Genomic DNA, 22328 nt, shown 5'->3' with positions numbered 1-22328 from the left:
CCGTGAACCAGGCCTCCGGGTGAGGCGGAAGAGGAGCGGAGGCCCGGCGCGCGGCGAGTGCGCGCCGGGCCACCGTTGTTCATGGGTGGCGCACCGGACGGGAGCCCGCCTCTCGTGACGGTGCGTCATGATCGCGCGGCAGGTATCCACTTGAGGGAAAAGTTGCATATGCCGTACCATTTTTGATGCGAGGCGCCCCAGCGCGCCGAGCGGCCCCAAGCCCCCGGGCCATGTGACCAATGACCGAGCCGGTCAGAGCCGCAACGCCGACAGCGCGGCTCCGGCCCTCCGCCGTTTGTCGCGGTCCCCGGGGCGGGTCTTTCCGCACGCTCCTGGGCCACGGCATGCCCGGCGGAGTTCGCGAGGCGCGTGCGAAGGGGAGCCGCGCGCCTCCAGGGTGGCCCCCGCCGACGTTCCGGATGATTTCCGGCGGGGGCCACCGCTGCAGTCCTCCACCACCGCCCGTTCGCCATGCCACGACGCGGCGCCTTCCGGCCGGGGCGCGACGCCGTTCCTGCACCGTGAGAATCGGCCATTGCCAAGATCCGTTCACCGGGCAAGCATTCCCCGCGCACATGGCCGCACGCCCGGAGGGAGCACGTCTCGTGTCACGCCGCTGGATCCTCTATTCGCTCAGCGCCGTCCCGGTCGCCGGGTCGTTGATCGTCGTCAACACCGAGCGGCCCTACGTACTGGGCCTGCCGATGGTGGTGTTCTGGGCCGCCCTGTGGGTGGTGCTCACCACCGTCGTGATGGCCGTCGTCTACTTCCTCGATCCCGCGAATCGCGAACCCGATGAACCGGTCGGCGAACGCGGCGAGTTCTCTGGCGGCACCACCGCCGAAGGAGCCGCCCGATGAACGTCGCCCTCGCCATCCTCGGCAGCGCATTCGTCCTCGTGCTCGTCCTCGGGCTGCTCGCCCGGCGCGGCCGCACCATGGACCTCGAACAGTGGTCCGTCGGCGGGCGCGGGCTCGGCAGCCTGCTCGTCTTCCTCCTCGCCGCCGGCGAGAACTTCACCACGTACACCTTCCTCGGTGGCAGTGGCGGCGCCTACTCGATGGGCGGGCCGATGATCTACATGTTCTCGTCGATCTGCTACGTCGTCTTCTACTGGCTGGCCCCGCCGATCTGGGCGTACGCCCGCCGCCACAAACTGCTCACCGCCCCGGACCTGTACGCCCACAAGTACCGCTCGAAGGCGTTCGGCGTGCTGACCGCCTTCGTCGGCGTGGTGTCCCTCGTGCCGTACCTGGTGCTCCAGCTCAAGGGGCTCGGCATCATCGTGTACGAGTGCTCGTACGGCCGGATCCCGCAGGGCGCGGCCGTGTGGATCGGTGTCGCCGTCATCGCCGTGTACGTCACCGTCTCCGGCCTGCGCGGCACCGCCTGGAACGCGATCATCAAGGACACGCTGATGCTGGTCCTCGTCGTGGGGCTCGGCCTGTACCTGCCGATCCACTACTACGGCGGGCTCGGTGACATGTTCCACGCGCTGTCCGCCGCCCACCCGCACTTCCTGACTCTGCCGGACCACGGGTACAGCGTGTGGTGGTACATCTCCACCAGCCTGCTGTTCGCCCTCGGCATCTGTACGTGGCCGCACATGATGCCCGGCATCCTCGCCGCCCGCAGCGCCAAGGCGCTGCGCCGCAACGCCGTGATCACCCCCGCGTACCAGATCGTCCTGGTGATGGTCCTCGTCATCGGGTTCACCGCCGTGCTCAAGGTGCCCGGCCTGAAGGACGGGGACCTCGCGCTGCTCTCGCTCGCCAAGGACGCGCTGCCGCCGTGGCTGGTCGGGCTCGTCGGCGTCGCGGGCATGCTCGCCGCGCTCGTCCCCGGGGCGATGCTGCTGCAGTCCGCCGCGATGCTGGTCGCGAAGAACATCTACCAGACGGCCCGCCCCGCCACGAGCGAGCAGGCCGTGGGACGGCTCAGCCGGCTCCTCGTGCCGGTCCTCGCCCTGGTCGCCGCCGTGCTCACCTTCCGCGGCGGCGAGGCCATCGCGATGCTGCTGATCATGGCGTACGGGTTCGTGGTCCAGCTCTTCCCGGTCCTCGTGGCCTCGATGTGGCGGCGCAACCCCGTCACCACCGCGGGCGCCTGGGCCGGGGTGTGCACCGGCGTCGCCCTCGTCGGCTGGACCACCCTCACCGATGCCACCACCGCGAGCCTGCTGCCGTGGGCTCCGCGGCCGGTGCAGGACCTCGACGTGGGGGTCGTCGCCATGGTCGCCAACATCCTCGTACTCACCGTCGTCAGCGCCGCCACCCGGCACCGCGCCGGACACCAGGGCGACACCCGCCCCGCCACCCCCGCCACCGTCCCGGAAGGAGCCGCCCTGTGACCACCACAGCCACCGAACCCCTCGTCATCGGTGAGCGGCCGCTCACCCTCGACGACCTCGTCGCCGTCGCCCGCCACCACCGTCCCGTCGCACTCGGCGCGGGGGCCGAGAAGGCCATGGGACCGAGCGCCGCCTGGATCTCCCGGCTCACCGACGACATGTCCGAGGGCGACGCCGCGCGGCCCGTCTACAGCGTCAACACCGGATTCGGCTCGCTCGCGGGACGGCAGGCCTTCGAGACCCCCGAGGACGCCGTCGAACTGTCCCGCCGGCTCATCGTCTCCAACGCCTGCGGCGTCGGCCGGCACTGCGGCGAGGACGTCGTGCGCGCCACCATGCTCATCCGCGCCTCCAGCCTGGCCCGCGGCTACTCGGGCGTGCGCCCCGACGTCGTGCACACCCTGCTCGCCATGCTCAACTCCGGTGTCCACCCGGCGATCCCCGAGTACGGCTCCCTCGGCGCCAGCGGCGACCTCATCCCGCTCGCCCACCTCGCGCTCGCCCTCAGCCGCCCGGCCGGTGACACCGACCCGGAGGAGGACAGCGGACTCGTCCACCACGAGGGCGAGTTGACGAGCGGCCGCGCCGCGATGGCCGCCGCCGGCATCGAGCGACTCGCCCTCGGCGCCAAGGAGGGCCTCGCCCTCACCAACGGCACCTCCTACTCCACCGCGCTGTGCGCCCTCGCCCTCGCCGACGCCGAGAACCTCCTCGCCACCGCCGAGGTGACCGCCGCGATGAGCATCGAGGCACTGCTCGGCTTCGGCGACGCCTTCCTGCCGCAGCTGCACGAGGCCCGCGGCCACCCCGGGCAGATCGCGACGGCGGCCCGGCTGCGGGAACTCCTCGACGGCAGCGCGTTCGTCGACGGCGCCGCCGACACCGATCCCGTGCGCCAACCTCCGCAGGACGCCTACTCGTTGCGGTGCGTGCCGCAGGTGCTAGGTCCCGTGCGCGACACTCTCGGCTTCGTCCACGGCATCGTCGAGACCGAACTCAACGCCGTCACCGACAACCCGCTCGTCGTGCCCTCCCTGCCGCGCGACCTCAAGGCCGTCTCCGGCGGCAACTTCCACGCCCAGTACCTGGCGTTCGCCTCGGACTTCCTGTCCATCGCCGTCACCGAGATCGGTTCGATCGCCGAACGGCGCCTGTTCCGCCTCAACGACGGCACACTCAACCGCGGGCTGCCCGACATGCTCGTCGACGGCGAGAAGGTCGGCATGGACTGCGGTTACATGCTGCCGCAGTACCTCGCCGCCGCCCTGGTGTCCGACTGCAAGACACTCGCGCACCCCGACAGTGTCGACTCCATCCCGACCTGCTCCAACCAGGAGGACCATGTCTCGATGGCGTCCAACGCGGGCCGGCACGCCCGCCAGGTCGTCGCGAACATCGAAGCGGTCGTCGCCACCGAGCTGCTGATGGCCGGTCAGGCCCTGGAGCTGCGCCTCGCCGAGCAGGGCAGGGGCCCGGACGCCCTCGCCCCGGCCACCCGCGCCGCCCTCGACCGGCTGCGCGCCACACCGGCCACCGACGGGCGGCCGATCGACCACCTGACCCGTGACGTGGTGCTGTACCCGAGGGTGCACGCTGCGCTGGACCTCGTCCGGTCCGGGGCGGTCGTGGACGCGGTCGCGCAAGTGGGGTGACTCATAAGGGAGTTGTCGGTCGGTGCGCGTCCGCCCCGGCGACCCCAGCCCTCACACGTCGAGGACCAGACGATCCCCCAGACACCGCGACACGCAGATCATCATGACGTCGCCCGCGGCCCGCTCCTCCTCGCTCAGGAGTTGGTCGCGGTGGTCGGGAGTGCCTTCCAGAACGGGTGTCTCGCACGTCCCGCACACACCCTCCCGGCACGAGGTGAGCGTGCGCACCCCCGCCTGCGTCAGGGCGTCGACGATCGACTGCCCGGCAGCCACCGGGATCTCCTGCCCGTCGGCGGTCTCCACCGTGAACGGCCGGTCGTCGACGTGACCGTGGCCGTCAGGATCCGCGGTGAACCGTTCGAGTGTGAGTCGCGCCTGCGGGTGCCCGTCGGCGTACTCCCGCACCGCCGCGAGCAGCCCGGCCGGTCCGCACGCGTACACATGGGCCTGCGCCGCACCCATGCCGTCCAGCTCCGCGGCGAGGTCCGCGACCCCCGACACATCATCGCGGTGCAGCCGCACCCGATCGCCGTACCGGTCGAGTTCCCCGGCGAACGCCATGCTCCCGGCGCTGCGCCCGAGATACAGCAACTGCCACTCCAGGCCCGCCTGTTCGGCCGCCGCGAGCATCGGCAGGATCGGCGTGATGCCGATGCCGCCCGCGACGAACACCAGCCGTGGCGCGGCCGGGGCCAGGGCGAAGTTGTTGCGGGGCGCGCTCACCAGCAGGGTGTCGCCCGCCTCGACCCGGTCGTGCAGATACGCGGAACCGCCCCGCCCCTCGGGCTCCCGCAGCACGGCGATGCGCCACCCGGCCTCCTCGGCCCCCGAGGACAGCGAGTACTGCCGAACCAGATCCCGGGACAGGACCACGTCGATGTGCGCGCCGGGCGTCCAGGCCGGCAGCGACCCGCCCTCGCGCGCGGCCAGCACCAGGGAGCGCACCCCTGCGGCCTCGGAGCGTGTCTCCTTCACGGTCACCGTCAGGTAGTCCTGCGTCGGCATGCTGCACCCTCCATGTCGTCCTCCGTCGCGTGTCAGCCGCATCGTCGAAAATCGGGACGCACGACGGCAACGGCCGTTCTCAGCAGCTGATAACCGCTGTGTCCGGGGCCGTGCCCGCCGTTCTACGGTGCCTGCCACCACCGAGCCGCATCAGGAGGCCAGATGTCCGCCCCGGCCGACACCCCCGTCGCACACCTCGCCGACGACCCCTACGACGACGCCAGCCTCACCGACCCGTACCCGCTCTTCGCACGGATGCGCGACGCGGGCCCCGCCGTGTGGCTGGAGCGCTACGGCGTGCACGCCTTCACCAGGTACGAGCAGTGCCGGGAGATCCTCACCGACCACGGCACGTTCCTCTCGGGCGCCGGGGTCGGACCGCGCAACTACCACCAGGAGCCCCCGTGGAAGCCGGCCGGCATCCTCGACTCCGACCCGCCGACGCACACCCCGCTGCGCACCGCCATGTCCGGCGTCATCTCCCCGCGCAACGTGCGCGCGCTGCGCACCGCCTTCCAGACCTACGCCGGCCAACTCGTCGACGAACTCCTCGACAAGCGCGAGTTCGACGCGGTGACCGGGATGGCGGAACTGTTCCCCATCGAGGTCTTCGGCAACGCGGTCGGCATCCCTCGTGCGGGCCGCGCGGAGAACCTGCTCCCGCACGGGGCCATGAACTTCTCGGCCTTCGGCCCCGAAGATGCCCGCTACGCCGCGTACTTCGCCGCGGGCGAGCACACCGTCGACTGGGTCATGGAGAACTGCGCGCGCGAGAACCTGACCCCCGACGGGCTCGGCGCGAAGCTCTGGGAGTACGCCGACCAGGGTGTCATCACCGGCGACGAGGCGACCCGCCTGGTGCGCGCGCTGCTGTCGGCGGGGCTCGACACCACAGTGCTCACCCTCGGCAACACCATGAGGTGTCTGTCCGCCAATCCCGGGCAGTGGGAGCTGCTGCACGCCAACCCGAAGCTGACCCGGTTCGCCGTGGACGAGGCGCTGCGCCACGAGTCGCCGTTCCAGTCCTTCTTCCGCACCACCGCGCGCGAGGTCGACTTCCACGGCGTCCGCATCCCCGAGGACAGCAAGATCGCACTGTTCACCGGGGCCGCCAACCGCGACCCGCGCCGCTTCGGCGACGACGCCGACAGCTACCGGATCGAGCGGGACGCCTCCGGGCACCTGGCGTTCGGCTTCGGCATCCACCAGTGCGTGGGCCAGCCGATCTCGCGCCTGGAGGCGGAGGTCCTGATCGGTGAACTGGCCCGCCGGGTACGGACGGTGGAACCGGCGGGCGACCCGGTGCCGTTCCTGCACAACACGCTGCGCGGCTGGAAGCACCTGCCGGTGCGGATCACCCCGGCGTGAGGGCTCATTCGGACCCGTATTCCAGGATCTCCGACAGGCGGGTGCTCGCGGCCTGAAGCCGGTCGCGGGCCTGCCGCCGCCAGGCGGGGCCGCACCGTGCGTCGGGCCCGGCCACCGTCAGCGCGCACACCACCTCGCCCGTCGCGGTCACCGGCACCGCGACGGCGACAGCGCCCTCGTTCAACTCGCCCTGCGAGATGAGGAAGCCGCTGCCGCGGATGCGCTCCATCTCCCGGGCCAGCCGGCCGCGGTCGGGGGTGTGCGCGGTGATCGTACGCATCGGCCGGCCGAGCACCCGCTCGATCACCGGACGGGGCGCGTGCGCCAGCAGGATGCGCTGCCCCGCCCCCGCGTAGAGCGGCAGCAGCTGGTTGATCCGGAACGCCATACGGATCGCGTGCGGCGACTGCGTCTGGCGCAGACACATCGCCTGCGAGCCGACCCGCACGGTCAGCACGGCCGTCTCCCCGGTGGCGTCCGTCAGCTCCTGAAGCAGCGGGTGCCCGAGCTCCACGAGCCGGGTGTGCGTCAGATGCTGGCCCGACAGCTCCAGGAGCCGCCACCCGGGAACGTAGGTACCCGACCGCTCCTCCACGAGGTCGAACGCCCGCAGTGTGCGCAGGTACCGGTACACCGTGCTCACCGGGATCCCCGCGTCCGCCGCGATCTGCTCGACACGTGTCTCCCCGGACTCGGCGACACTGATGAGCACGCTCAGCCCGCGCTGGAACGACACACCGGCGCCGGAGGCCGCGGCGCGCGCGGTCGGCGGTGTCTCGTCGGAATCGTGCGGAACAGCCCTGGACATGTCTTCTCTTCTCGGCCCGGTACGGCGACCAGCGGGCCGGTCGGCGGCGCGGCCAGACTAGAACAGCCATCGCGGTGGTACGAGACCTGTCCGGTGCGAGAGACGGCCGCTGATCTGCGGATCCGTCGGGATGACGGCTCAGAGCACGGCGAGCCGGTCCACCAGCAGTTCCAGGCGTTGTTCGGCGTACGCCGACGGCAGTCGGCCCGCCCTGGTCAGAGTCGCGAGACCGTGGAGGGACGCCCAGAACACCTCCGTGAAGACCGCCGGGTGGACGTCGCCGCCGGCGACCTCGGCGAGGGTCTCCAGCAGGGCGGCGAAAGCGTCCTTCAACGGCGCCGGGGTGTCCTCCTGCGCGAACGTCAGGCCGCCGTCGAGCTGGAACATGGCGTCGTAGACCGCCGGGTTGCTCGCGGCGAAGTCCAGATAGGCGCGGGCGAGGGCGGCGACTCGCTGACGCGGTCCGTTCGCGTCGGCGGCTGCTGACCGCACGGCGGCCGCAAGTTCGGCGGCGCCGTCGAGGGCGACGGCGCCGATGATCTCGCGCTTGCCCCGGAAGTGGCTGTAGAGGACGGGCTGGCTGTATTCGATGCGCTCGGCCAGCTTTCGGGTGGTGACCGCGTCCCAGCCCTGCCGCTCGGCGAGTTCGCGGGCCGTCGCCACGATGAGCCGCTCGCGGCTCGCGCGTTCACGCTCCTTGCGTTCCTGTACCGACATGACCCGATGCTAGCACCGCTAGACAACCGAGCGGCAGTAGAGCTAGCATTGCCCCATCATCTAGCGCTGCTAGATATCTCTCAAGAGGGGGCACCATGCTCAACGCACTTGAGATCGTCACCACCGTGATCGTCGGCGTGATGGTGGGGGTGGAGTTCTCCGTCCCCGCCTTCAGCAACCCGATCCTCAACGCACTCCCCGGCGACAGCGGCCTGCGCGCTCGTGTTCACGGGGCCCGGCTGGGCGGCGCCGTGATGCCGTTCTGGTACATCGGTTCGCTCGTCCTCGTCGGGGTCTGGGCCGTCGCCGGATGGCATCGGGGCGCCGGCCTCGTCGTCGCGGCCGCCGGCCTGCTGATCGTCAGCGTGATCATGTCGCTCGTGGTGCTCGTCCCGATCAACAACCGGGTCAAGGCATGGACCACCGGCGACCGGCCCTCCGACTGGAAGGAACAGCTCAACCGTTGGGACCGCTGGCACTACGTTCGCGTCGCCGTCATCATCGCCGCGTTCGCCCTGCTGGTCGCCGCCCTCGCCTGAGGCCATGGGCGCCATCCACGATCCGACCGCAGGGGCGGCCGGCCCCGGCGGTTGTTCGCCGCCGCAGGGGGAATCAGGAGACGGCGGCGGTGATGGTGGCCGGTTCCGCGGGCGTGGGTCGGGACGTCGGCCCCGTGCCACTGCGCGCGATGCCGATGCCGGTGTACCCGCAGATCACCGCGAACACGGCGCCCAGGTAGCACAGGAAGGCGTAGGGCGCGTACGAGATGGTCGCCACGCCCAGCGTCGTCGACATGTACATCGCCGCCTCGCTCCAGGGGACCAGCGGCACCATCACCGTGCCGGAGTCCTCCAGGGTGCGGGACAGGTTCTTGGGCGCGAGCCCCTTGTCGGCGTAGACCTGCTTGAAGCCCTCGCCTGGGATCAGGATCGTCAGGTACGAGGTACCGGTGGCGAGGGCCACGCCGATCGAGGAACCGACGGTCGCCAGGACGATGCCTCCGGTGCGCCGCACACGGTGCAGCAGGCGCGCGATGAGGACGTCCATGAAGCCCGCCTCGGTGATGATGCCGGCGAACGCGAAGCCGGCGAGACCGATGAGGACGACGCTCGTCATGGAGGAGAGCCCGCCGCGGTCCAGGAGGGTCTTGGCGGTCTCCGGGATGACCTGCGGGTCCCAGCCGTGCGCGGTGAGCATGTCGGTGCTGAAGCCCTCGGACGCGGCGGTGCTCAGCTCGGACAGGGAGAAGCCCTGCACCACACCGCCGAGGACCGCGGCCACCGCCGACGACAGGATGATCGTCGGCAGCGGCGGCTTGCGCAGCACCGCACCCACCAGGACCACCAGGGGCGGCAGCAGCAGGAGCGGGCTGAACGTGAAGGCCTTGCCCAGGAAGCCGAGCAGCTCCTCCGTCCGCCGGCCCGTGCCCTGCGACGAACCCGTGTGCATGGTCAGGCCGAGGAAGAAGTAGGCGACCAGTGACACGACCGCGGCGGGCACCGTGGTGTACAGGAGATGGCGGATGTGCTCGAAGAGGTTGGCGCCCGCGACGACCGGCGCGAGGTTGGTGGTGTCCGACAGCGGTGACATCTTGTCGCCGAAGTAGGCGCCCGCGACGATCGCCCCGGCCGTCATGGGCAGCGAGGCACCGAGGCCGCCCGCCACGCTGATGAGCGCGACACCGACGGTGCCGACCGAACCCCATGACGTTCCGGTGAGCGTGGAGACGACCACGGTGACCAGGAACGACACCGGAAGTATCCAGTGGGGTTCGATCGCCCGGAGGCCGAAGTCCACGACCATGGGGATCGTTCCGCTGATCATCCAGGTGCCGGTGAGCATGCCGATCGAGATCAGGATCAGGAGCGCGGGCATCGTCGAGTCGATCTTGCGGCGGATGCCGGCGAGCATCTGCTCCCAGGACAGTCCGAACCACAGGGCGTACGCCCCGGCGAAGCTGGAGGCGACGATCAGCAGGATCACGGGATCGAGGCCGAGCCAGACCGTGCCGACCACCAGCAGCGCGATCATCACGGCGATCGGGGCGAGGGACTGGAGGAACGTGGGTGTCCGGCGCGGAGCCGCGACCGGAGCGGTTTCGGGCATGGTTCGCTCTTTCCGGGGTGGTGGGCGAGGGCAGGTCGAACCGGACCGTCGGGCATGCCGACGGTCGGTGGGTGCCGTGTGCGGTGTGTGGTGTGTGCTGTGCGAGGTTCGGGGAGGGACGGGCTACGCCGAGGGCTCCGGCGGCGCCGACGGCCGGGCCGCGCGGACGAGTTGGGCCACGCGGTCCGTGGGCAGCGCGGGGGCGTGGTGGCCCCGGATGCCGGTCACGGCGTGGGCGGCGAAGAGGGAGTCGAGGACGGCTTCCTCCGTGGCCTCGGCGGCGGCCCGGAACATCAGGTCCATGAGGGGCCCGTCCTCGGCCAGTGCCTGGGAGGCGCGAACCGGCCCGGACGGTACGTGCGGTGTGCGGTTCGCCGTGGACCAGGCCAGGGCGTACTCGCCGCTGCCGTGCTGGATGATGCCGCCGGTCCGCGCCAGGCCGACGGAGCCGCGCTTGGCGATGCGCCGCAGCTGACGGGCGTCCGCCGGGGCGTCCGTGGCGATGAGGACGATGCAGGACCCGGCGCCACGGGCGAACTCGCCCTGCTCCGACGCCCTTTCAGGTGTGAGGTGGCGGCCGACCGGGGTGCCGAGCACCGTCAGGTCCGCCGCCCGGCCGAAGTTGGCGAGCACGAGGACGCCCACGGTGAAGCGGCTGCCGTCGTCGGCTTCGACGGTCCGGGAGCTGGAGCCGATGCCCGCCTTCCAGCCGAAGGACACCATGCCGGTACCCGCGCCGACGGCTCCCTCCGGTACTGGCCCATCGGACGCCTCGGCCAGAGCGTCCAGAACATGGCCTGGGCGGACGAGAAGGCCCCGTATGTCGTTGAGCCAGCCGTCGTTGCACTCGAAGGCCACCGGGTTGACGGTGCCGGTGGAGACGCCGATCTCCGGGTGGCCCTGGAGCGCGTGGCGGGCCAGACCCTCGAAGGCCGCGCCGACGCCGAGCGTGTTCGTCAGCGCCAACGGCGTTTCCAGGACGCCGAGTTCGTCGACCTGGCTGAGTCCGGCGGCCTTGCCGAATCCGTTGACGACCTCCAGGCCCGCCGCCGGTTTGTGGCGGAACACGGAGCCGGTGGCGGGGACGACGACGGTCACACCCGTGCGCGCGGGACCCGCCCCGTCGTCGTGGTGGAGGGTGAGGTGTCCCACGCGGACGCCCCGTACGTCGGTCAGGGAGTTCGCCGGTCCTGACGGCAGTGTGCCCGGGGCGATGCCCAGGTCGCGGGGGCGGGGCCGGGGGGTCACTTCGCCTCCGCCCGGCCGGCGCGGCGCGCGGGCGTGGCCCCCTCGGCGTCGTCCGTGTGCCGCGGGTCCGGCTGCGTGGAGTGCAGCAACTCGGTCTCCACCAGGGCGAGATGGGCCTCCATCAGGCTCGCGGCCAGCTCGGCGTCGCCGTCCGCGACCGCCTCGGCCATCGCCTCGTGGTCGCTCAGCGAGGCCTCCGTGTGCGCGGGCCGCGACATCAGTCCGCTGCGCAGCACGATCACCTGCTGCTGCACCAGCCAGACCTGCTCCGCGATGCGGGGGCTGTGCGCGGCCTCCATCAGCGAACGGTGGAATTCGAGGTCCAGGTTGTAGGGGAGTTTGCGCCCCGTCTCGCGTGCCTTGCGGGAGCGTTCGCACACCTTGCGCAGCCGGACCACCTCCTTGGGCTGCCTGCGGAGCGCGGCAAGCCGCGCCGCCCGGCACTCCAGCGCCGAGCGCAGCTCGAACAGGGCCGCCACGTCCTCGGGGCCCGCCGTGAAGACGGCCGCGCCCTTGTTGGGCACGTGCACCAGGAGCCCGTCGCTCACCAGCTGACCGATGGCCTCGCGCAGCGGACTGCGGCTGATGCCCAGATCGCGGGCGATCTCCACCTCGTTGAGGCGGGAGCCGGAGGGCAGGACGCCGGTGAGGATCTGCTCGCGCAGCATCTCTGCCACCTGACCCGCCAGGCGACGGTGAACCAGTCCGGTCACGGGAACCTCCGAGGGACGAAGAGCGCTGCTGAAGTGTCGACAGTGGTCAGTGGACAGGCGTCCCGAACTCCGTGTCAAGGCTTCCTGGTGGCCGTCTTTCATGGCGGACAACTGTCGACACTTCTCGCTGAAGCTGATAACTGTCGACACTTGTAGGGCCGTGGGAGTCGTGAGAACCGTCGTGTTCACCGCCACGGCCCCGCACCACCGACCTCGACACCGAAGGACGCTCATGACCGCCGCAGCCCCCAGCAACTCCACGCCCGACTGGCCCGTGCTCGCGGAGGTGTGGCGTGGTGACTTCCTCGAATCCGTGCACCACGGCTCGGTCGTGGCGCTCGACGCGGACGGCGCCGCCGTGCTGTCGGCCGGCCCCGTCGACAGCCCCATGTACCCGCGGTCGTCCAACAAGCCGCTCCAGGCCGTCGGCATGCTCCGCGCCGGCCTCGACCTCGACGGCGAACTCCTCGCCCTCGCCTGCGCCAGCCACTCCGGCGAGGCCTTCCACCTCGACGGCGTCCGCCGGATCCTCGCCGGAGCAGGACTGACCGAGGACGCCCTGCGGTGCACCGCGGCCCTGCCCATCGGCGCGGACGCGCAGCCCGCGCACCTCGCCGCCGGGCTCGGCCCAAGCCGCATCACCATGAACTGCTCCGGCAAGCACGCGGCGATGCTCGCCACCTGCGTCGCTGCGGGCTGGTCCGTCGACGACTACCTCGCCCCCGCCCACCCCCTGCAACTCGCGCTGCGCGACGCACTGGAGGACCTCGCGGGGGAGAAGGCGACGGCGGTCGGGGTCGACGGCTGCGGCGCCCCGCTGTTCGCACTCACCCTCACCGGGCTGGCCCGCGCCTTCGCGAGGATCGCGACCGCCGCCGAAGGCAGCCACGAACACCGCGTGGCCACCGCGATGAACACCCACCCCGAGTACGTGGGCGGCACGGGCCGCGACGTCACCACCCTCATGCGGGCGCTCCCCGGCGTCGTCGCCAAGGACGGGGCGGAAGGCGTCTACGCCCTCGCCCGCCCGGACGGTTCCGCCGTCGCCCTCAAGATCGCGGACGGCGCCCAGCGGCCGCGCCCCGTGGTGATGACCGCCGCGCTGCGCCACCTCGGGGTCGACGTGGACGCCGACCCGCGCCTCGCGGAGCTGAGCGAGGCACCCGTCCTCGGGCACGGCGAACCCGTGGGAGCGGTGCGCCCGTCGACCGTCCTGAGCACCGCCGCGCAGCGGGCGTGAACCGCCTGGCCAGGTAGCTCGTAGAGCCCGGTGTGCGCGGATCACCGTCCGCGGGAGACGAGAGAAGGGAGCCCCATGTCGCGCATCCACATTCCGGTGGACGATCTCGCCGACACCATGGACGCCCTGCGGGACATCCGCGAACGGATCGGCAAGACCGCGAAGTTGGGCAATGTGGGATCGGACGAGGACGTGGGCGACTCCGGCCTCACCGGGGCCGTCAACGGCTTCGACACGGCGTGGACGGCCGGACACGAGCGGGTCCAGGACAACGTGGACACGTTCAAGGAGGCCGCGCAGGGCATCGTCGACAACTTCACCGACACCGACAACGACGCTACGAAGGCACTGGATGACACCGCTTGAGACGCAGGACGGGGGCGGGCAGCCGGGGCTGCTGCCCGTGGGCGAGCGGCCGCAGGGCGCACCCGCGCGCTACACGCTGAACTACCCGTCCAGCTGGACCCATCTCGATCTCGACCCGAACATCAGGGACACGGCGATCCGGCGCCGTATCGAGGAGCAGGCGAAGGGCCTCGACGTCGACCGCGAGCAGGTGGACAGCCTGATCCGGGACACCCGCAGGAGCGCCCGCGAGGCATACGGCCAAGGCGCCCTCCAGGTCGGCTACATGCTCGGCTTCCTGCGCGACGGCAGCACGCTGAACGCCACGGCGATGGTGCTGCGCGCCCGGATCCCCGACGGCGAGGCCACCGAGCTCACGCAGATGATGCTCGCCGCGGGCATGCGCAACAGTCGGACCTCGGTGGGCCGGCACTCCGAGCTGAACCGCGTCGAGATCATGGAGCTGCCCGAGGTGGGCAGCGTGGGGCGGATGACCTCGGTCGAGGACTTCGACTACTTCGGCCGGGCCACCGTCCGTACCGCCGTGCACCAGGTCGTGATCCCGGTGCCGTCGAGCCGGGAGCTGATGATCCTCGCCGGTACGACGCCCAACATCGCTCTGGCGGCGAAGTTCTTCGAGGTCTTCGACGCCATCGCCGAGACGTTCCGGTTCCACGACGACGAGGAGCCGGCAGACGTCGGCGCCGAGAACGGGAAGTGAGGTTCCGTCATGACACGGCCACCGCTGGCCGAATGGGAATCGGTGTTCGGCTTCTCGCAGGACCCGACACCCGGCGACCCGGAGATCCTGGAGAACCTCGCCGCGGAGTACCGCTCCATCTCCCACGACGCCCACTCCGCCCACTCCGTCGTCAGCCGCCTGGACTCCGACGAGCTCGGTGAGGGCGAGTCCATGGAGAAGCTGCGGACCCAGCTCGGCGAACTGCCCAAGCAGGTGGGCAAGTTGCACTCGTCCTACGAGGCGGCGGCCGCCGCGGTCGCCACGTACGCCGGGCAGCTCAAGGAGACGCAGGACCAGGCGGATCGGGCGCTTGAAAAGGGCCGCGAGGCCAAGGACCGCCTGGACTCGGCCACCGACGTCGCGTCCGCCGCGAGCGCCCACGTGAAGCGCCTCGACAGCGCCGAGCAGCCGCCGCCGGACGACCAGCAGGCCCGCAGCAGCGCCCGCACCGCCCTCGCCGACGCGCGGGAGGCGGAGAGCGAGGCCCAGCGTTCCGTCGAGTCCGCGGAGTCGGACCTGGAGGCGGCCCGGATGCTCGCCGTCGACGCCGAGGAGCTGCGCACGTCCGACGCGGGCGTCGCCAAGCGGGCGTTGGAGGACGCGGAGGGCGAGGCGGTCGAGGGCAAGAATTTCTGGGACCGGATCGGCGACCTCCTGAACTCGATCTTCTCCGTGATCGGGACCGTCCTCGGTGTCATCGCCATGTTCATCAGCGGCCCGATCGGCATCGCCCTGGCCATCGGCTCGGTCGTCTTCGGGGCGGCCTCGCTCGGCCTGACGATCGGGAAGGGCTTCGACACGGGGAAATGGGACATCCCGAGCCTCGTCATGGGAACGGTGGGGCTCGCCGCGGGCGGCTTCTCCATCCTCAAGGGGTACGTGGGCGTCGGCAGCCTCGGAAAGGCCTCGGTCGGCATCGGGGACTGGGTCAAGAACTTCTTCACCTGGAAGCCGACCCAGGTCTTCGTGACCGCGCCGCAGCTCGAGTTGGACGTCCTCGCGGGAGCGGCCAGGGTCGTCAACACCGCGACGAGGCCTGCCGCCCCCGCGCCCGCGCTGAGCGTCATGGAAGGCATCCTGGACGGCCTCGGCCTCGCCACCGGAATCGGCGGTCTGATCTGGGGGCTCGGCCTCTCGGGGAAGGTGGACGGGGGAATCGTGCAGGCTTGAGGGCGGGGCATCAGCTCCGTTCGGCGAGGGAGTCGGCGGCGGATGCGGACGGCGTCACCTCGGCGTGCCAGTCGGCGCGCGCGGCGATGGCCGTGCGCCACCGTCGCAGCTCCTTGGGCGGCATGCCGATGGCCAGCGCTCCGGTCAGGGCCGTGCCGGTGCGGTAGGCGACGAGGAAGCGTCCCTCCGGCAGGGCCCCCGCCACGACGCGCGCCTCGTCGTGGCCCCGCAGGTGCCCGTACGCCTGGATCTTGAGACCGTGCTGGTCGGACCAGAAGTAGGGGACCGGCGCGAACGGCCCGGGCGCATCCGGGCGGAGCAGGTTGCGGGCGGCGGCCATGCCCTGCTCGGCGGCGTTGGTGCGGTGTTCGACGCGCATGCTCGTGCCGAACAGCGGGTTGTGCCAGCGGGCGACGTCCCCGGCCGCGTACACACCGGGAGCGGCGGCCGAGTACTGGTCGCACACCACACCGTCTGCCAAGTGCAGTCCGCTGTCGGCGAGCCATTCGGTGTTGGGTTCGGAGCCGATGGCCACCAGTACGTCGTCGGCCGGGACCACTGTCCCGTCGGACAGCCGGACGCCGGTCACGCGGGCCGCTTCGGTCACGAACTCGTCGACCTTGATGCCGGTGCGCAGGTCCACGCCGTGGTCGCGGTGCACCCGCGCCAGGTGGGCGCCCACGTCGTGGCCGACCGCGTGGGCGAGGGGGAGCGGGGCGGGCTCGACGAGTGTCACCCGTGTCCCCAACGCGCGCGCGGAAGAGGCGACTTCGGCGCCGAGGAACCCGGCGCCGACCACGACGAGTCGGCGGCCCGGGCCCAGCCGGTCCCGCAGGGCGAGCGCGTCCTCCAGGTCGCGCAGTACGTGCACGCCGGGCAGTCCGCACTGCGGCAGTCTTCGTGGGCGTACGCCGGTGGCGACGACGAGGCCGTCGTAGTCGAGCTCGGTGCCGTCGGACAGGGTGACGACACGGCGCTCGGTGGAGAGGGCCGTGGCGGTGGTGCCCAGGCGCAGGTCCAGGTCGAGGGCGGCCAGGTCGGCCGCGGGCCGCAGCGTGGCCCGTTCGGCGTCCCAGTCGCCGGAGAGGACCTGCTTGGACAGCGGGGGCCGGTCGTAGGGATGGTGCGGCTCGCGGCCGACGAGGCTGATCGCACCGTCGTAGCCCTCGCGGCGCAGCGTCTCCGCGGCGGCGAGGCCGGCCGCCGAGGCGCCGGCGATCACGATCCGGCGCGGCGGACGAGCGGTCGTCACTGGTCGGCCAGGTGGATGGCGGCGGCGGGGCAGACGGCGGCCGACTCCCTGACGTCCTCGTGGTGTTCGGCGCCGGGGGTGGCGGTCAGCAGCTCGACGACGCCGTCGTCGTCCTGGTCGAAGACCTCGGGGGCGAGCATGACGCACTGGCCGGAGGCGACGCATTTGGGCTGGTCCACGGTGACGTGCATGGTGCTTCTCGCTTCTCTGAGAGGGGGTGGAGGTACGTGGTGCGCAGGGGCGGCGAAGGGCTACCAGGTGACCGGGAGTTCGTAGACCCCGTACACCAGGCCGTCGTGCTTGAACTCCAACTGGTCGAAGCCGGTGGCGAGGGCCAGGGTGGGGATGCGCCGGTACAGGGTGCTGTAGACGACCTGGAGTTCGACGCGGGCCAGCGGCTGTCCCAGGCACTGGTGCACGCCGTAGCCGAAGGCGACGTGCCGGCGGGAGTCGCGGGTGAGGTCGAGCTCGTCCGGGTTCCCGGCGAAGGCCCGCGGGTCGCGGTTGGCGACCTCGTTGGCGAGGACGATTCCCTCGCCGGCGCGGATGACCTGGCCGTCGATCTCGATGTCCGCCAGCGCCACCCGGCGGCGGCCGGAGTGCGTGATGTTGAGGTAGCGCAGCAGCTCCTCGACCGCCCCGGAGACCGCCTTGGGGTCCTCCGTGCCGCGCAGCGCGGCCAGTTGGTCGGGGTGTTCGAGCAGGGCGAGGGTGCCCAGGGCGATCATGTTGGCGGTGGTCTCGTGCCCTGCGGCGAGGAGCAGGACACCCATGTGCGCGGCCTCGCGCCGTGTCATCTCCCCGGTGGCCACCCGCTTGGTCGCGAGCTCGGAGAGCAGATCGTCCTGCGGCCGGGCCTCCTTGGCCGCGAGCAGGTCCTCCAGGTAGTCCGCGAGGGCCGTGGTGGCGGCGACGGTCTCCTCGGGCACGGAGTCGCGCTTGACGATGACCTTGGTGTTGCGCTGGAACAGGTCGTGGTCCTCGTAGGGCACGCCGAGCAGTTCGCAGATCACGAGGCTGGGCACCGGCAGGGCGAACGCCTGCACCAGGTCGACCGGCTTCGGCCCGGCGAGCATCTCGTCGATCAGGCCGTCGACGATCTTCTGGACCGAGGGCCGCAGCGCCTCCACCTTCTTGACGGCGAAGGGCGCGGTCACCATGCGCCGGATCCGCGCGTGCTCGGGGTCGTCCATGTTCAGGAACGTGCGGCGGGCCTGGGAGCCGGCCTTCTGGCCGGCCGAACGATGGGGGTAGCCGGGCCCGTTGACGTCCGCGCTCACACGAGGGTCGCCGAGCAGCATGCGCAGCTGGTCGTAGCGGGTGACCAGCCACGGGCTGCTGCCGTCCCAGATGCGTACGCGGGACAGCGTCGGCTCGGACTGCGTGGCGTGCAGGGCCGGCGGCGGGTCGAAGGGGCAGCCGGCCGCGCGCGGGCTCGGGTGGTGGAGAAGGGCGACCGTCGTGTCGGTGGGGGCCTCGATCATGGGGGTGCCTCCGTGGGGGAAAGGAGTTGCTTCCCCCACACACCTAACAGCGTTAGGTGCCTAGGGCAATCATGTGATCGGGTTCGCCCCGTCGAAACGTCGTTATTCGGCCGTCTCCCGCCAAGAGCGTTCCGGCGGTACGGACTTCACACCCGGGAGGGCAGCAGCTCCAGCAGGTCGTCCACCCGCGTGAGCACCGACTGCCGGTCGGTGGGGAACGGCAGCGCCACGGCCATGGACACGATGCCGTGCAGCGAGACCCACAGCAGCACGGCCAACCGCTCGTCGCCCGGGCCCGCTTCGCCGTGCCCCAGCGCGGACACCGCGTCGAGCCACACCTGGAGCACCTCGCGCATCGGGTGCGGAGCGGCGTCCTCGCGGGGCACCTGGATCCGCTCGATGCCGAACATCAGGTGGTACACGCGCGGGTTGTCCAACGCGTAGGCGCAGTAGTGCCGCGCCATCGTCCGCAGTGCGGCACGCGGGTCCTCGTCCGCGGCGGCGTCCCTGGCAGCGCACAACTCCGCGACCAGCCGCCGGCAGGCGCGCCCGGTGAGCGCGGCCACCAGCTCCGCCCGATTCTTGAAGTGCAGATAGATGCTGGGCGCGGAGATGCCCACCTCACGGGCCACCGCCCGCAGCGACAGATCCCCTTCCCTGCTCGACTCCATCAGCAGCCGCGCCGCGGTTCTCAGGATCTCGTCCTTGAGAGCCGCCCCCTCGCCCCATTGGCTCTGCTCGCGCCGCTTGAACCCGTCACTCATCCCGCGCCCCTCCACCGGTGGGGGGGGGGGGGGGGGGGCCGGGCCGCCCCGCCCCCCCCCCCCCCCCCCCCCCCCCCCCCCCCCCCCCCCGGGGGGGCCCCCCCCCCCCCCCCCCCCCCCCCCCCCCCACCGCACTCCGACAGGCCCTACGCCTGTCCCGACACCTACGCGACGGTGCGGATGAGCTTCTTGTTCACGAACTCCTCGATGCCAGGGCGGCCCAGCTCGCGGCCGAAGCCGGAGCGCTTGACGCCTCCGAAGGAGAGCTCGGCCCCCTCGGCGCCGACGCCGTTGACGAAGACCATGCCGGCCTCGATGCCGTGCGCCACCCGCTCGGCCTGGGCGGCGTCGTTCGTGAAGACGTAGGAACCGAGACCGTACGGGGTGTCGTTGGCGATCCGCAGGGCGTCGTTCTCGTCGGCGGCCTTGAAGACCATGGCGACGGGGCCGAAAAGTTCCTGTCGGGCCGTGGCGTTCTCGGTGGTCAGACCGGTGAGGACGCCGGCCGGGTAGTGGGCGCCGTCGCGCTTGCCCTCGGAGTGCAGCGTGGCGCCCTCGGCGACGGCCGCGGCGACCTGGCGCTCCAGGGTGTCGGCCGCGGTCACGGAGGACAGCGGGGCGCCGGTCTGGTCGGCGAGCAGCTTCGCGGTGAACTTCTCCACGAACGCGTCGTAGAGACCGTCGACGACGATGAAGCGCTTGGCCGCGTTGCAGGCCTGACCGGTGTTGTCGAGGCGGGCGGCGACCGCGGAGTCCACGACCGCGTCGAGGTCGTCGGTGGACAGCACGACGAACGGGTCGGAGCCGCCGAGCTCGAGGACGACCTTCTTCAGGTTCCGCCCGGCGATCTCGGCGACCGCCGCGCCCGCGCGCTCCGAGCCCGTGAGCGAGACGCCCTGGATGCGCGGGTCGGCGATGACGTCGGCGATCTGCTCGTTGGTGGCGTAGACATTGACGTACGCACCCGTCGGGAAGCCCGCCTCGAGGAACAGCTTCTGCAGGAGCGCCGCCGTGCCGGGGCACTGCGGGGCGTGCTTGAGGACGATGGTGTTGCCGATGGCGAGGTTCGGGGCGGCGAACCGGGCGATCTGGTAGGCGGGGAAGTTCCACGGCATGATGCCGAGGAGCGCGCCGACCGGGCTGCGGCGCAGTACGGCCCGGCCGGGACCGGAGGTGACGTTCAGCGCCTCGTCGGCGAGGAATTCCTCGGCGTGGTCGGCGTAGTAGTGGTAGATGTCCACGCAGAAGTCGACCTCCCCCTCGGCCTCCTCGCGCGGCTTGCCCATCTCCCGCACGATGCTGTCGGCCAGCTCGGTGCGGTGCTCGGCGTGCAGGTCGCCGAGGCGGCGCAGGAGCGCGGCGCGGTCCGCGACGGTGCTGGTGCGCCCCCACGCGGCGGCCTGGTGCGCGGCGTCCACGGCCGCGGTCACCTCGGCGTCGGTGGCGGTGGGGTAGGTCTCGACGATCTCGCCGGTGGCCGGGTCGGTGACTGCGTACATCGAATCTCCAGAAGAGTGCGAGGGGGCAAGGAACCAGTCGGCCGAGCGGTCCTCACGTGCCGCGAGGCCGACGAGAAGAACCCTACGGCTCCGGGACGTGGCGGATCGCGGCGGCCGACCGGACTTCTTCGCGGCCGTTGGCCGACATGCGCCGATCCGGTTCCGGTCAGCGGGGCCGTACGGGACACTGGCACTGCCGCGACGGTGGCCGGGCCGACCGACATTCGGGGCGGAAGGAGGCTGCGTGATGGCGCAGTGGGAGCGGGACGAACGGCTCGCGCGGGCGTTCCTGGAGCTGGCCGACACCCTCAGGGACGGCTTCTACCTGATGGACTTCCTGCACGTACTGACCGACCACATGCGCGCGTTGCTGGACGTGACGGCGATCGGGGTCGTCATGGTCGACGCCCAGGACCGCCTGGTGGACGTGACCGCGTCCACCCACGCGGCCCACCAACTCGAAGAGAAGCAGGTCGAGTTCGACGAGGGCCCGTGCAAGGAATGCTGCCAGGGACATGAGCCGGTCGGCCCCGTGGACCTGACGCTTCCCGCCGCCGCCGAACGCTGGCCCCGGTTCACCAAGGCCGCCCGCGCGGTCGACTTCGAGACCGTGGCCGCGGTGCCGCTGCGGCTGCGCGAGGAGGTGATCGGCGCGGTCAACATGTTCCACGACCGGTCCGACGCCCTCCACCCGGCGGCCCTGCGCCTGGGCCAGTCCCTGGCGGACGCCGCGACCATCGGCATCCTGCACCACCGCCTCTCCCAGGACCAGGTCGAACGGGTCGGTCAACTGCAGACCGCGCTCAACAGCCGCATCGTCATCGAACAGGCCAAGGGCGCCCTCGGGGCACGGCTCGGTGTCACTCCCGACACCGCCTTCGAGCGGCTGCGGGCCCGCGCCCGCAGCCGACGGACCTCGCTGACCCAGCTGTGTCAGCGCGTGGTCGAGGGCCACATCCCCGCCGAGGAGTTCACACCGCCCCCGAACAGGCAGCAGCGCCTTTGAACAGTTCCGCCGCCGACGCGTCCTGCGGCCCACGCCACCGGCGTCCCACCGCCCACAGCCAAGGAGTGCCCACCCGGTGTCCGCAGCCTCTCCCGACATCCCTGCCCTGCTGGCCGCCGCCCACACGGGTCAGGGCCTGAGCGCGCTCGCCCCCGCAGCCTGCGCGCACGCGCTCGGCCTCGACGGCCTCACCCTGTGCCTGCTCAACAAGTCCGGCCTCGAACTCGTCTGGTACGACCCGTCCCACACCGCCGCAGTGGCCTTCGAGGACCTCGAGTTCACCCTCGGCGAGGGACCCACCCATGACACCGTGCGCACCGGTGAACCCGTGCTCGTCCCGGACCTGCACACCGTGCCCGAGGAACGCTGGCCCGCCCTGCTGCCCGCCGCCCGCGTCGGCCCGCCGCGTGCCGTCCACGCCGTGGCGCTCAACCTGGGAGCCACCCGGCTCGGCGCGCTGACCGGTCACCGCGCCGCCCCTGGGCCGCTCACCCGCACACAGATGGGCCAGTTCCTCGCCCTCGCCGAAGGCGCCGTGTCGATCCTCACCCATCCCGAGGGCATCAACGACATGCGGTCCGGCCAACCGCTGCCCCTGCACCGAGCCGTCGTCCACCAGGCGACCGGCGCGCTCACCGTCCACCTCGGCGTCCCCCTCGACCAGGCCCTCATCCGGCTGCGCGCGTACGCCTTCATGAGCAACCGCCCGCTCCACGAGGTCGCACACGACGTCGTCCACCATCGGGTCGACCTGGACATGCCGTCTCCCTGACGCCGGTGCCGGATCATGGACCCGTACGTTGCCGTCGACGGCGCGTCGCCCGTCGTCACGGCCCCACCTGGCCGCATCCGTCACGCA

The 22328-nt window shown here is 71.7% G+C and carries 22 protein-coding genes; 11 read left to right on the top strand and 11 right to left on the bottom strand.

Going from position 1 to position 22328, the window contains the following annotated elements; genetic code table 11:
- Positions 1–605 precede the first annotated feature (605 nt).
- The 3 genes from ACIA8D_RS36805 to hutH are packed head-to-tail and all read left to right on the top strand — an operon-like array spanning position 606 to position 4002.
- On the top strand, positions 606–860 hold the full coding sequence (locus tag ACIA8D_RS36805) for a DUF3311 domain-containing protein (RefSeq protein WP_399238939.1): 255 nt from the start codon (positions 606–608) through the stop codon (positions 858–860).
- On the top strand, positions 857–2350 hold the full coding sequence (locus tag ACIA8D_RS36800) for a sodium:solute symporter (protein ID WP_399238937.1): 1494 nt from the start codon (positions 857–859) through the stop codon (positions 2348–2350). Before ACIA8D_RS36805 ends, ACIA8D_RS36800 begins: the two co-directional genes overlap by 4 nt.
- Positions 2347–4002: a histidine ammonia-lyase gene (hutH, locus tag ACIA8D_RS36795; RefSeq protein WP_399238935.1), complete on the top strand. Its 1656-nt coding sequence runs from the start codon at positions 2347–2349 to the stop codon at positions 4000–4002. The genes ACIA8D_RS36800 and hutH overlap by 4 nt, the downstream gene beginning before the upstream one ends.
- 51 nt (positions 4003–4053) lie before the next feature.
- Here the strand turns inward: hutH and ACIA8D_RS36790 are convergent, their stop codons facing one another.
- Entirely contained in the window at positions 4054–5007 is a 954-nt protein-coding gene (locus ACIA8D_RS36790; protein ID WP_399238933.1) for a PDR/VanB family oxidoreductase, read from the bottom strand.
- A gap of 162 nt (positions 5008–5169) precedes the next feature.
- Here ACIA8D_RS36790 and ACIA8D_RS36785 point away from each other — a divergent pair, with 162 nt between their 5' ends.
- Positions 5170–6375 (top strand): cytochrome P450, encoded by a 1206-nt coding sequence (locus ACIA8D_RS36785; RefSeq protein WP_399238931.1) that lies wholly within the window; start codon positions 5170–5172, stop codon positions 6373–6375.
- A gap of 4 nt (positions 6376–6379) precedes the next feature.
- Here the strand turns inward: ACIA8D_RS36785 and ACIA8D_RS36780 are convergent, their stop codons facing one another.
- Both ACIA8D_RS36780 and ACIA8D_RS36775 read right to left on the bottom strand, forming a co-directional pair.
- The gene (locus ACIA8D_RS36780) at positions 6380–7183 is read right to left on the bottom strand and encodes an IclR family transcriptional regulator (protein ID WP_399238929.1); all 804 of its coding nucleotides are present in this window, start codon (positions 7181–7183) and stop codon (positions 6380–6382) included.
- A gap of 138 nt (positions 7184–7321) precedes the next feature.
- Positions 7322–7900 (bottom strand): TetR/AcrR family transcriptional regulator, encoded by a 579-nt coding sequence (locus ACIA8D_RS36775; RefSeq protein WP_399238927.1) that lies wholly within the window; start codon positions 7898–7900, stop codon positions 7322–7324.
- A 95-nt stretch (positions 7901–7995) separates the two neighbouring features.
- Between ACIA8D_RS36775 and ACIA8D_RS36770 the strand changes: the two genes are divergently transcribed.
- The gene (locus ACIA8D_RS36770; protein WP_399238925.1) at positions 7996–8439 is read left to right on the top strand and encodes an anthrone oxygenase family protein; all 444 of its coding nucleotides are present in this window, start codon (positions 7996–7998) and stop codon (positions 8437–8439) included.
- Between the two features lie 73 nt (positions 8440–8512).
- On the opposite strand, the gene nhaC is transcribed toward ACIA8D_RS36770, so the two are convergent.
- The 3 genes from nhaC to ACIA8D_RS36755 all read right to left on the bottom strand — a co-directional run bounded on the left by nhaC (position 8513) and on the right by ACIA8D_RS36755 (position 11967).
- Entirely contained in the window at positions 8513–10006 is a 1494-nt protein-coding gene (nhaC, locus tag ACIA8D_RS36765) for a Na+/H+ antiporter NhaC (RefSeq protein ID WP_399238923.1), read from the bottom strand.
- 123 nt (positions 10007–10129) lie between these two features.
- Entirely contained in the window at positions 10130–11254 is a 1125-nt protein-coding gene (locus tag ACIA8D_RS36760) for a P1 family peptidase (protein ID WP_399238921.1), read from the bottom strand.
- Positions 11251–11967: a GntR family transcriptional regulator gene (locus tag ACIA8D_RS36755; protein WP_399238919.1), complete on the bottom strand. Its 717-nt coding sequence runs from the start codon at positions 11965–11967 to the stop codon at positions 11251–11253. Before ACIA8D_RS36755 ends, ACIA8D_RS36760 begins: the two co-directional genes overlap by 4 nt.
- A gap of 232 nt (positions 11968–12199) precedes the next feature.
- Here ACIA8D_RS36755 and ACIA8D_RS36750 point away from each other — a divergent pair, with 232 nt between their 5' ends.
- The 4 genes from ACIA8D_RS36750 (at position 12200) to ACIA8D_RS36735 (ending at position 15464) form a co-directional block, all read left to right on the top strand.
- Positions 12200–13207, top strand: coding sequence for an asparaginase (locus ACIA8D_RS36750; RefSeq protein WP_399238917.1), 1008 nt, complete (start codon positions 12200–12202; stop codon positions 13205–13207).
- Positions 13208–13282: 75 nt separating this feature from the next.
- On the top strand, positions 13283–13573 hold the full coding sequence (locus ACIA8D_RS36745) for a hypothetical protein (RefSeq protein WP_399238915.1): 291 nt from the start codon (positions 13283–13285) through the stop codon (positions 13571–13573).
- A complete protein-coding gene (locus ACIA8D_RS36740) occupies positions 13560–14273 on the top strand; it encodes a hypothetical protein (protein ID WP_399238913.1) in 714 nt (237 codons plus the stop codon). Before ACIA8D_RS36745 ends, ACIA8D_RS36740 begins: the two co-directional genes overlap by 14 nt.
- A 9-nt stretch (positions 14274–14282) precedes the next feature.
- The gene (locus ACIA8D_RS36735) at positions 14283–15464 is read left to right on the top strand and encodes a putative T7SS-secreted protein (RefSeq protein WP_399238911.1); all 1182 of its coding nucleotides are present in this window, start codon (positions 14283–14285) and stop codon (positions 15462–15464) included.
- Between the two features lie 10 nt (positions 15465–15474).
- Here ACIA8D_RS36735 and ACIA8D_RS36730 read toward each other — a convergent pair whose 3' ends face one another.
- From ACIA8D_RS36730 to ACIA8D_RS36710, 5 genes are all read right to left on the bottom strand, one after another.
- A complete protein-coding gene (locus ACIA8D_RS36730; RefSeq protein ID WP_399238909.1) occupies positions 15475–16716 on the bottom strand; it encodes an NAD(P)/FAD-dependent oxidoreductase in 1242 nt (413 codons plus the stop codon).
- Entirely contained in the window at positions 16713–16907 is a 195-nt protein-coding gene (locus ACIA8D_RS36725) for a ferredoxin (RefSeq protein WP_399238907.1), read from the bottom strand. Before ACIA8D_RS36725 ends, ACIA8D_RS36730 begins: the two co-directional genes overlap by 4 nt.
- 60 nt (positions 16908–16967) lie before the next feature.
- Positions 16968–18200: a cytochrome P450 gene (locus ACIA8D_RS36720; RefSeq protein WP_399238905.1), complete on the bottom strand. Its 1233-nt coding sequence runs from the start codon at positions 18198–18200 to the stop codon at positions 16968–16970.
- A 146-nt stretch (positions 18201–18346) separates the two neighbouring features.
- Complete coding sequence (locus ACIA8D_RS36715) at positions 18347–18964, bottom strand: TetR/AcrR family transcriptional regulator (protein ID WP_399238903.1); 618 nt, start codon at positions 18962–18964, stop codon at positions 18347–18349.
- A 164-nt stretch (positions 18965–19128) separates the two neighbouring features.
- On the bottom strand, positions 19129–20463 hold the full coding sequence (locus tag ACIA8D_RS36710; RefSeq protein ID WP_399238901.1) for an NAD-dependent succinate-semialdehyde dehydrogenase: 1335 nt from the start codon (positions 20461–20463) through the stop codon (positions 19129–19131).
- A 247-nt stretch (positions 20464–20710) separates the two neighbouring features.
- Between ACIA8D_RS36710 and ACIA8D_RS36705 the strand changes: the two genes are divergently transcribed.
- Both ACIA8D_RS36705 and ACIA8D_RS36700 read left to right on the top strand, forming a co-directional pair.
- On the top strand, positions 20711–21469 hold the full coding sequence (locus tag ACIA8D_RS36705) for a GAF and ANTAR domain-containing protein (RefSeq protein ID WP_399238899.1): 759 nt from the start codon (positions 20711–20713) through the stop codon (positions 21467–21469).
- Between the two features lie 76 nt (positions 21470–21545).
- Positions 21546–22241, top strand: a complete 696-nt coding sequence (locus ACIA8D_RS36700; protein WP_399238897.1) for a GAF and ANTAR domain-containing protein — start codon at positions 21546–21548, stop codon at positions 22239–22241.
- The last annotated feature ends 87 nt before the right edge of the window (positions 22242–22328 follow it).

The sequence above is a fragment of the Streptomyces sp. NPDC051684 genome, assembly GCF_044453445.1.
GTDB lineage: Bacteria > Actinomycetota > Actinomycetes > Streptomycetales > Streptomycetaceae > Streptomyces.
This window is presented reverse-complemented; position numbering and strand designations above follow the sequence as displayed.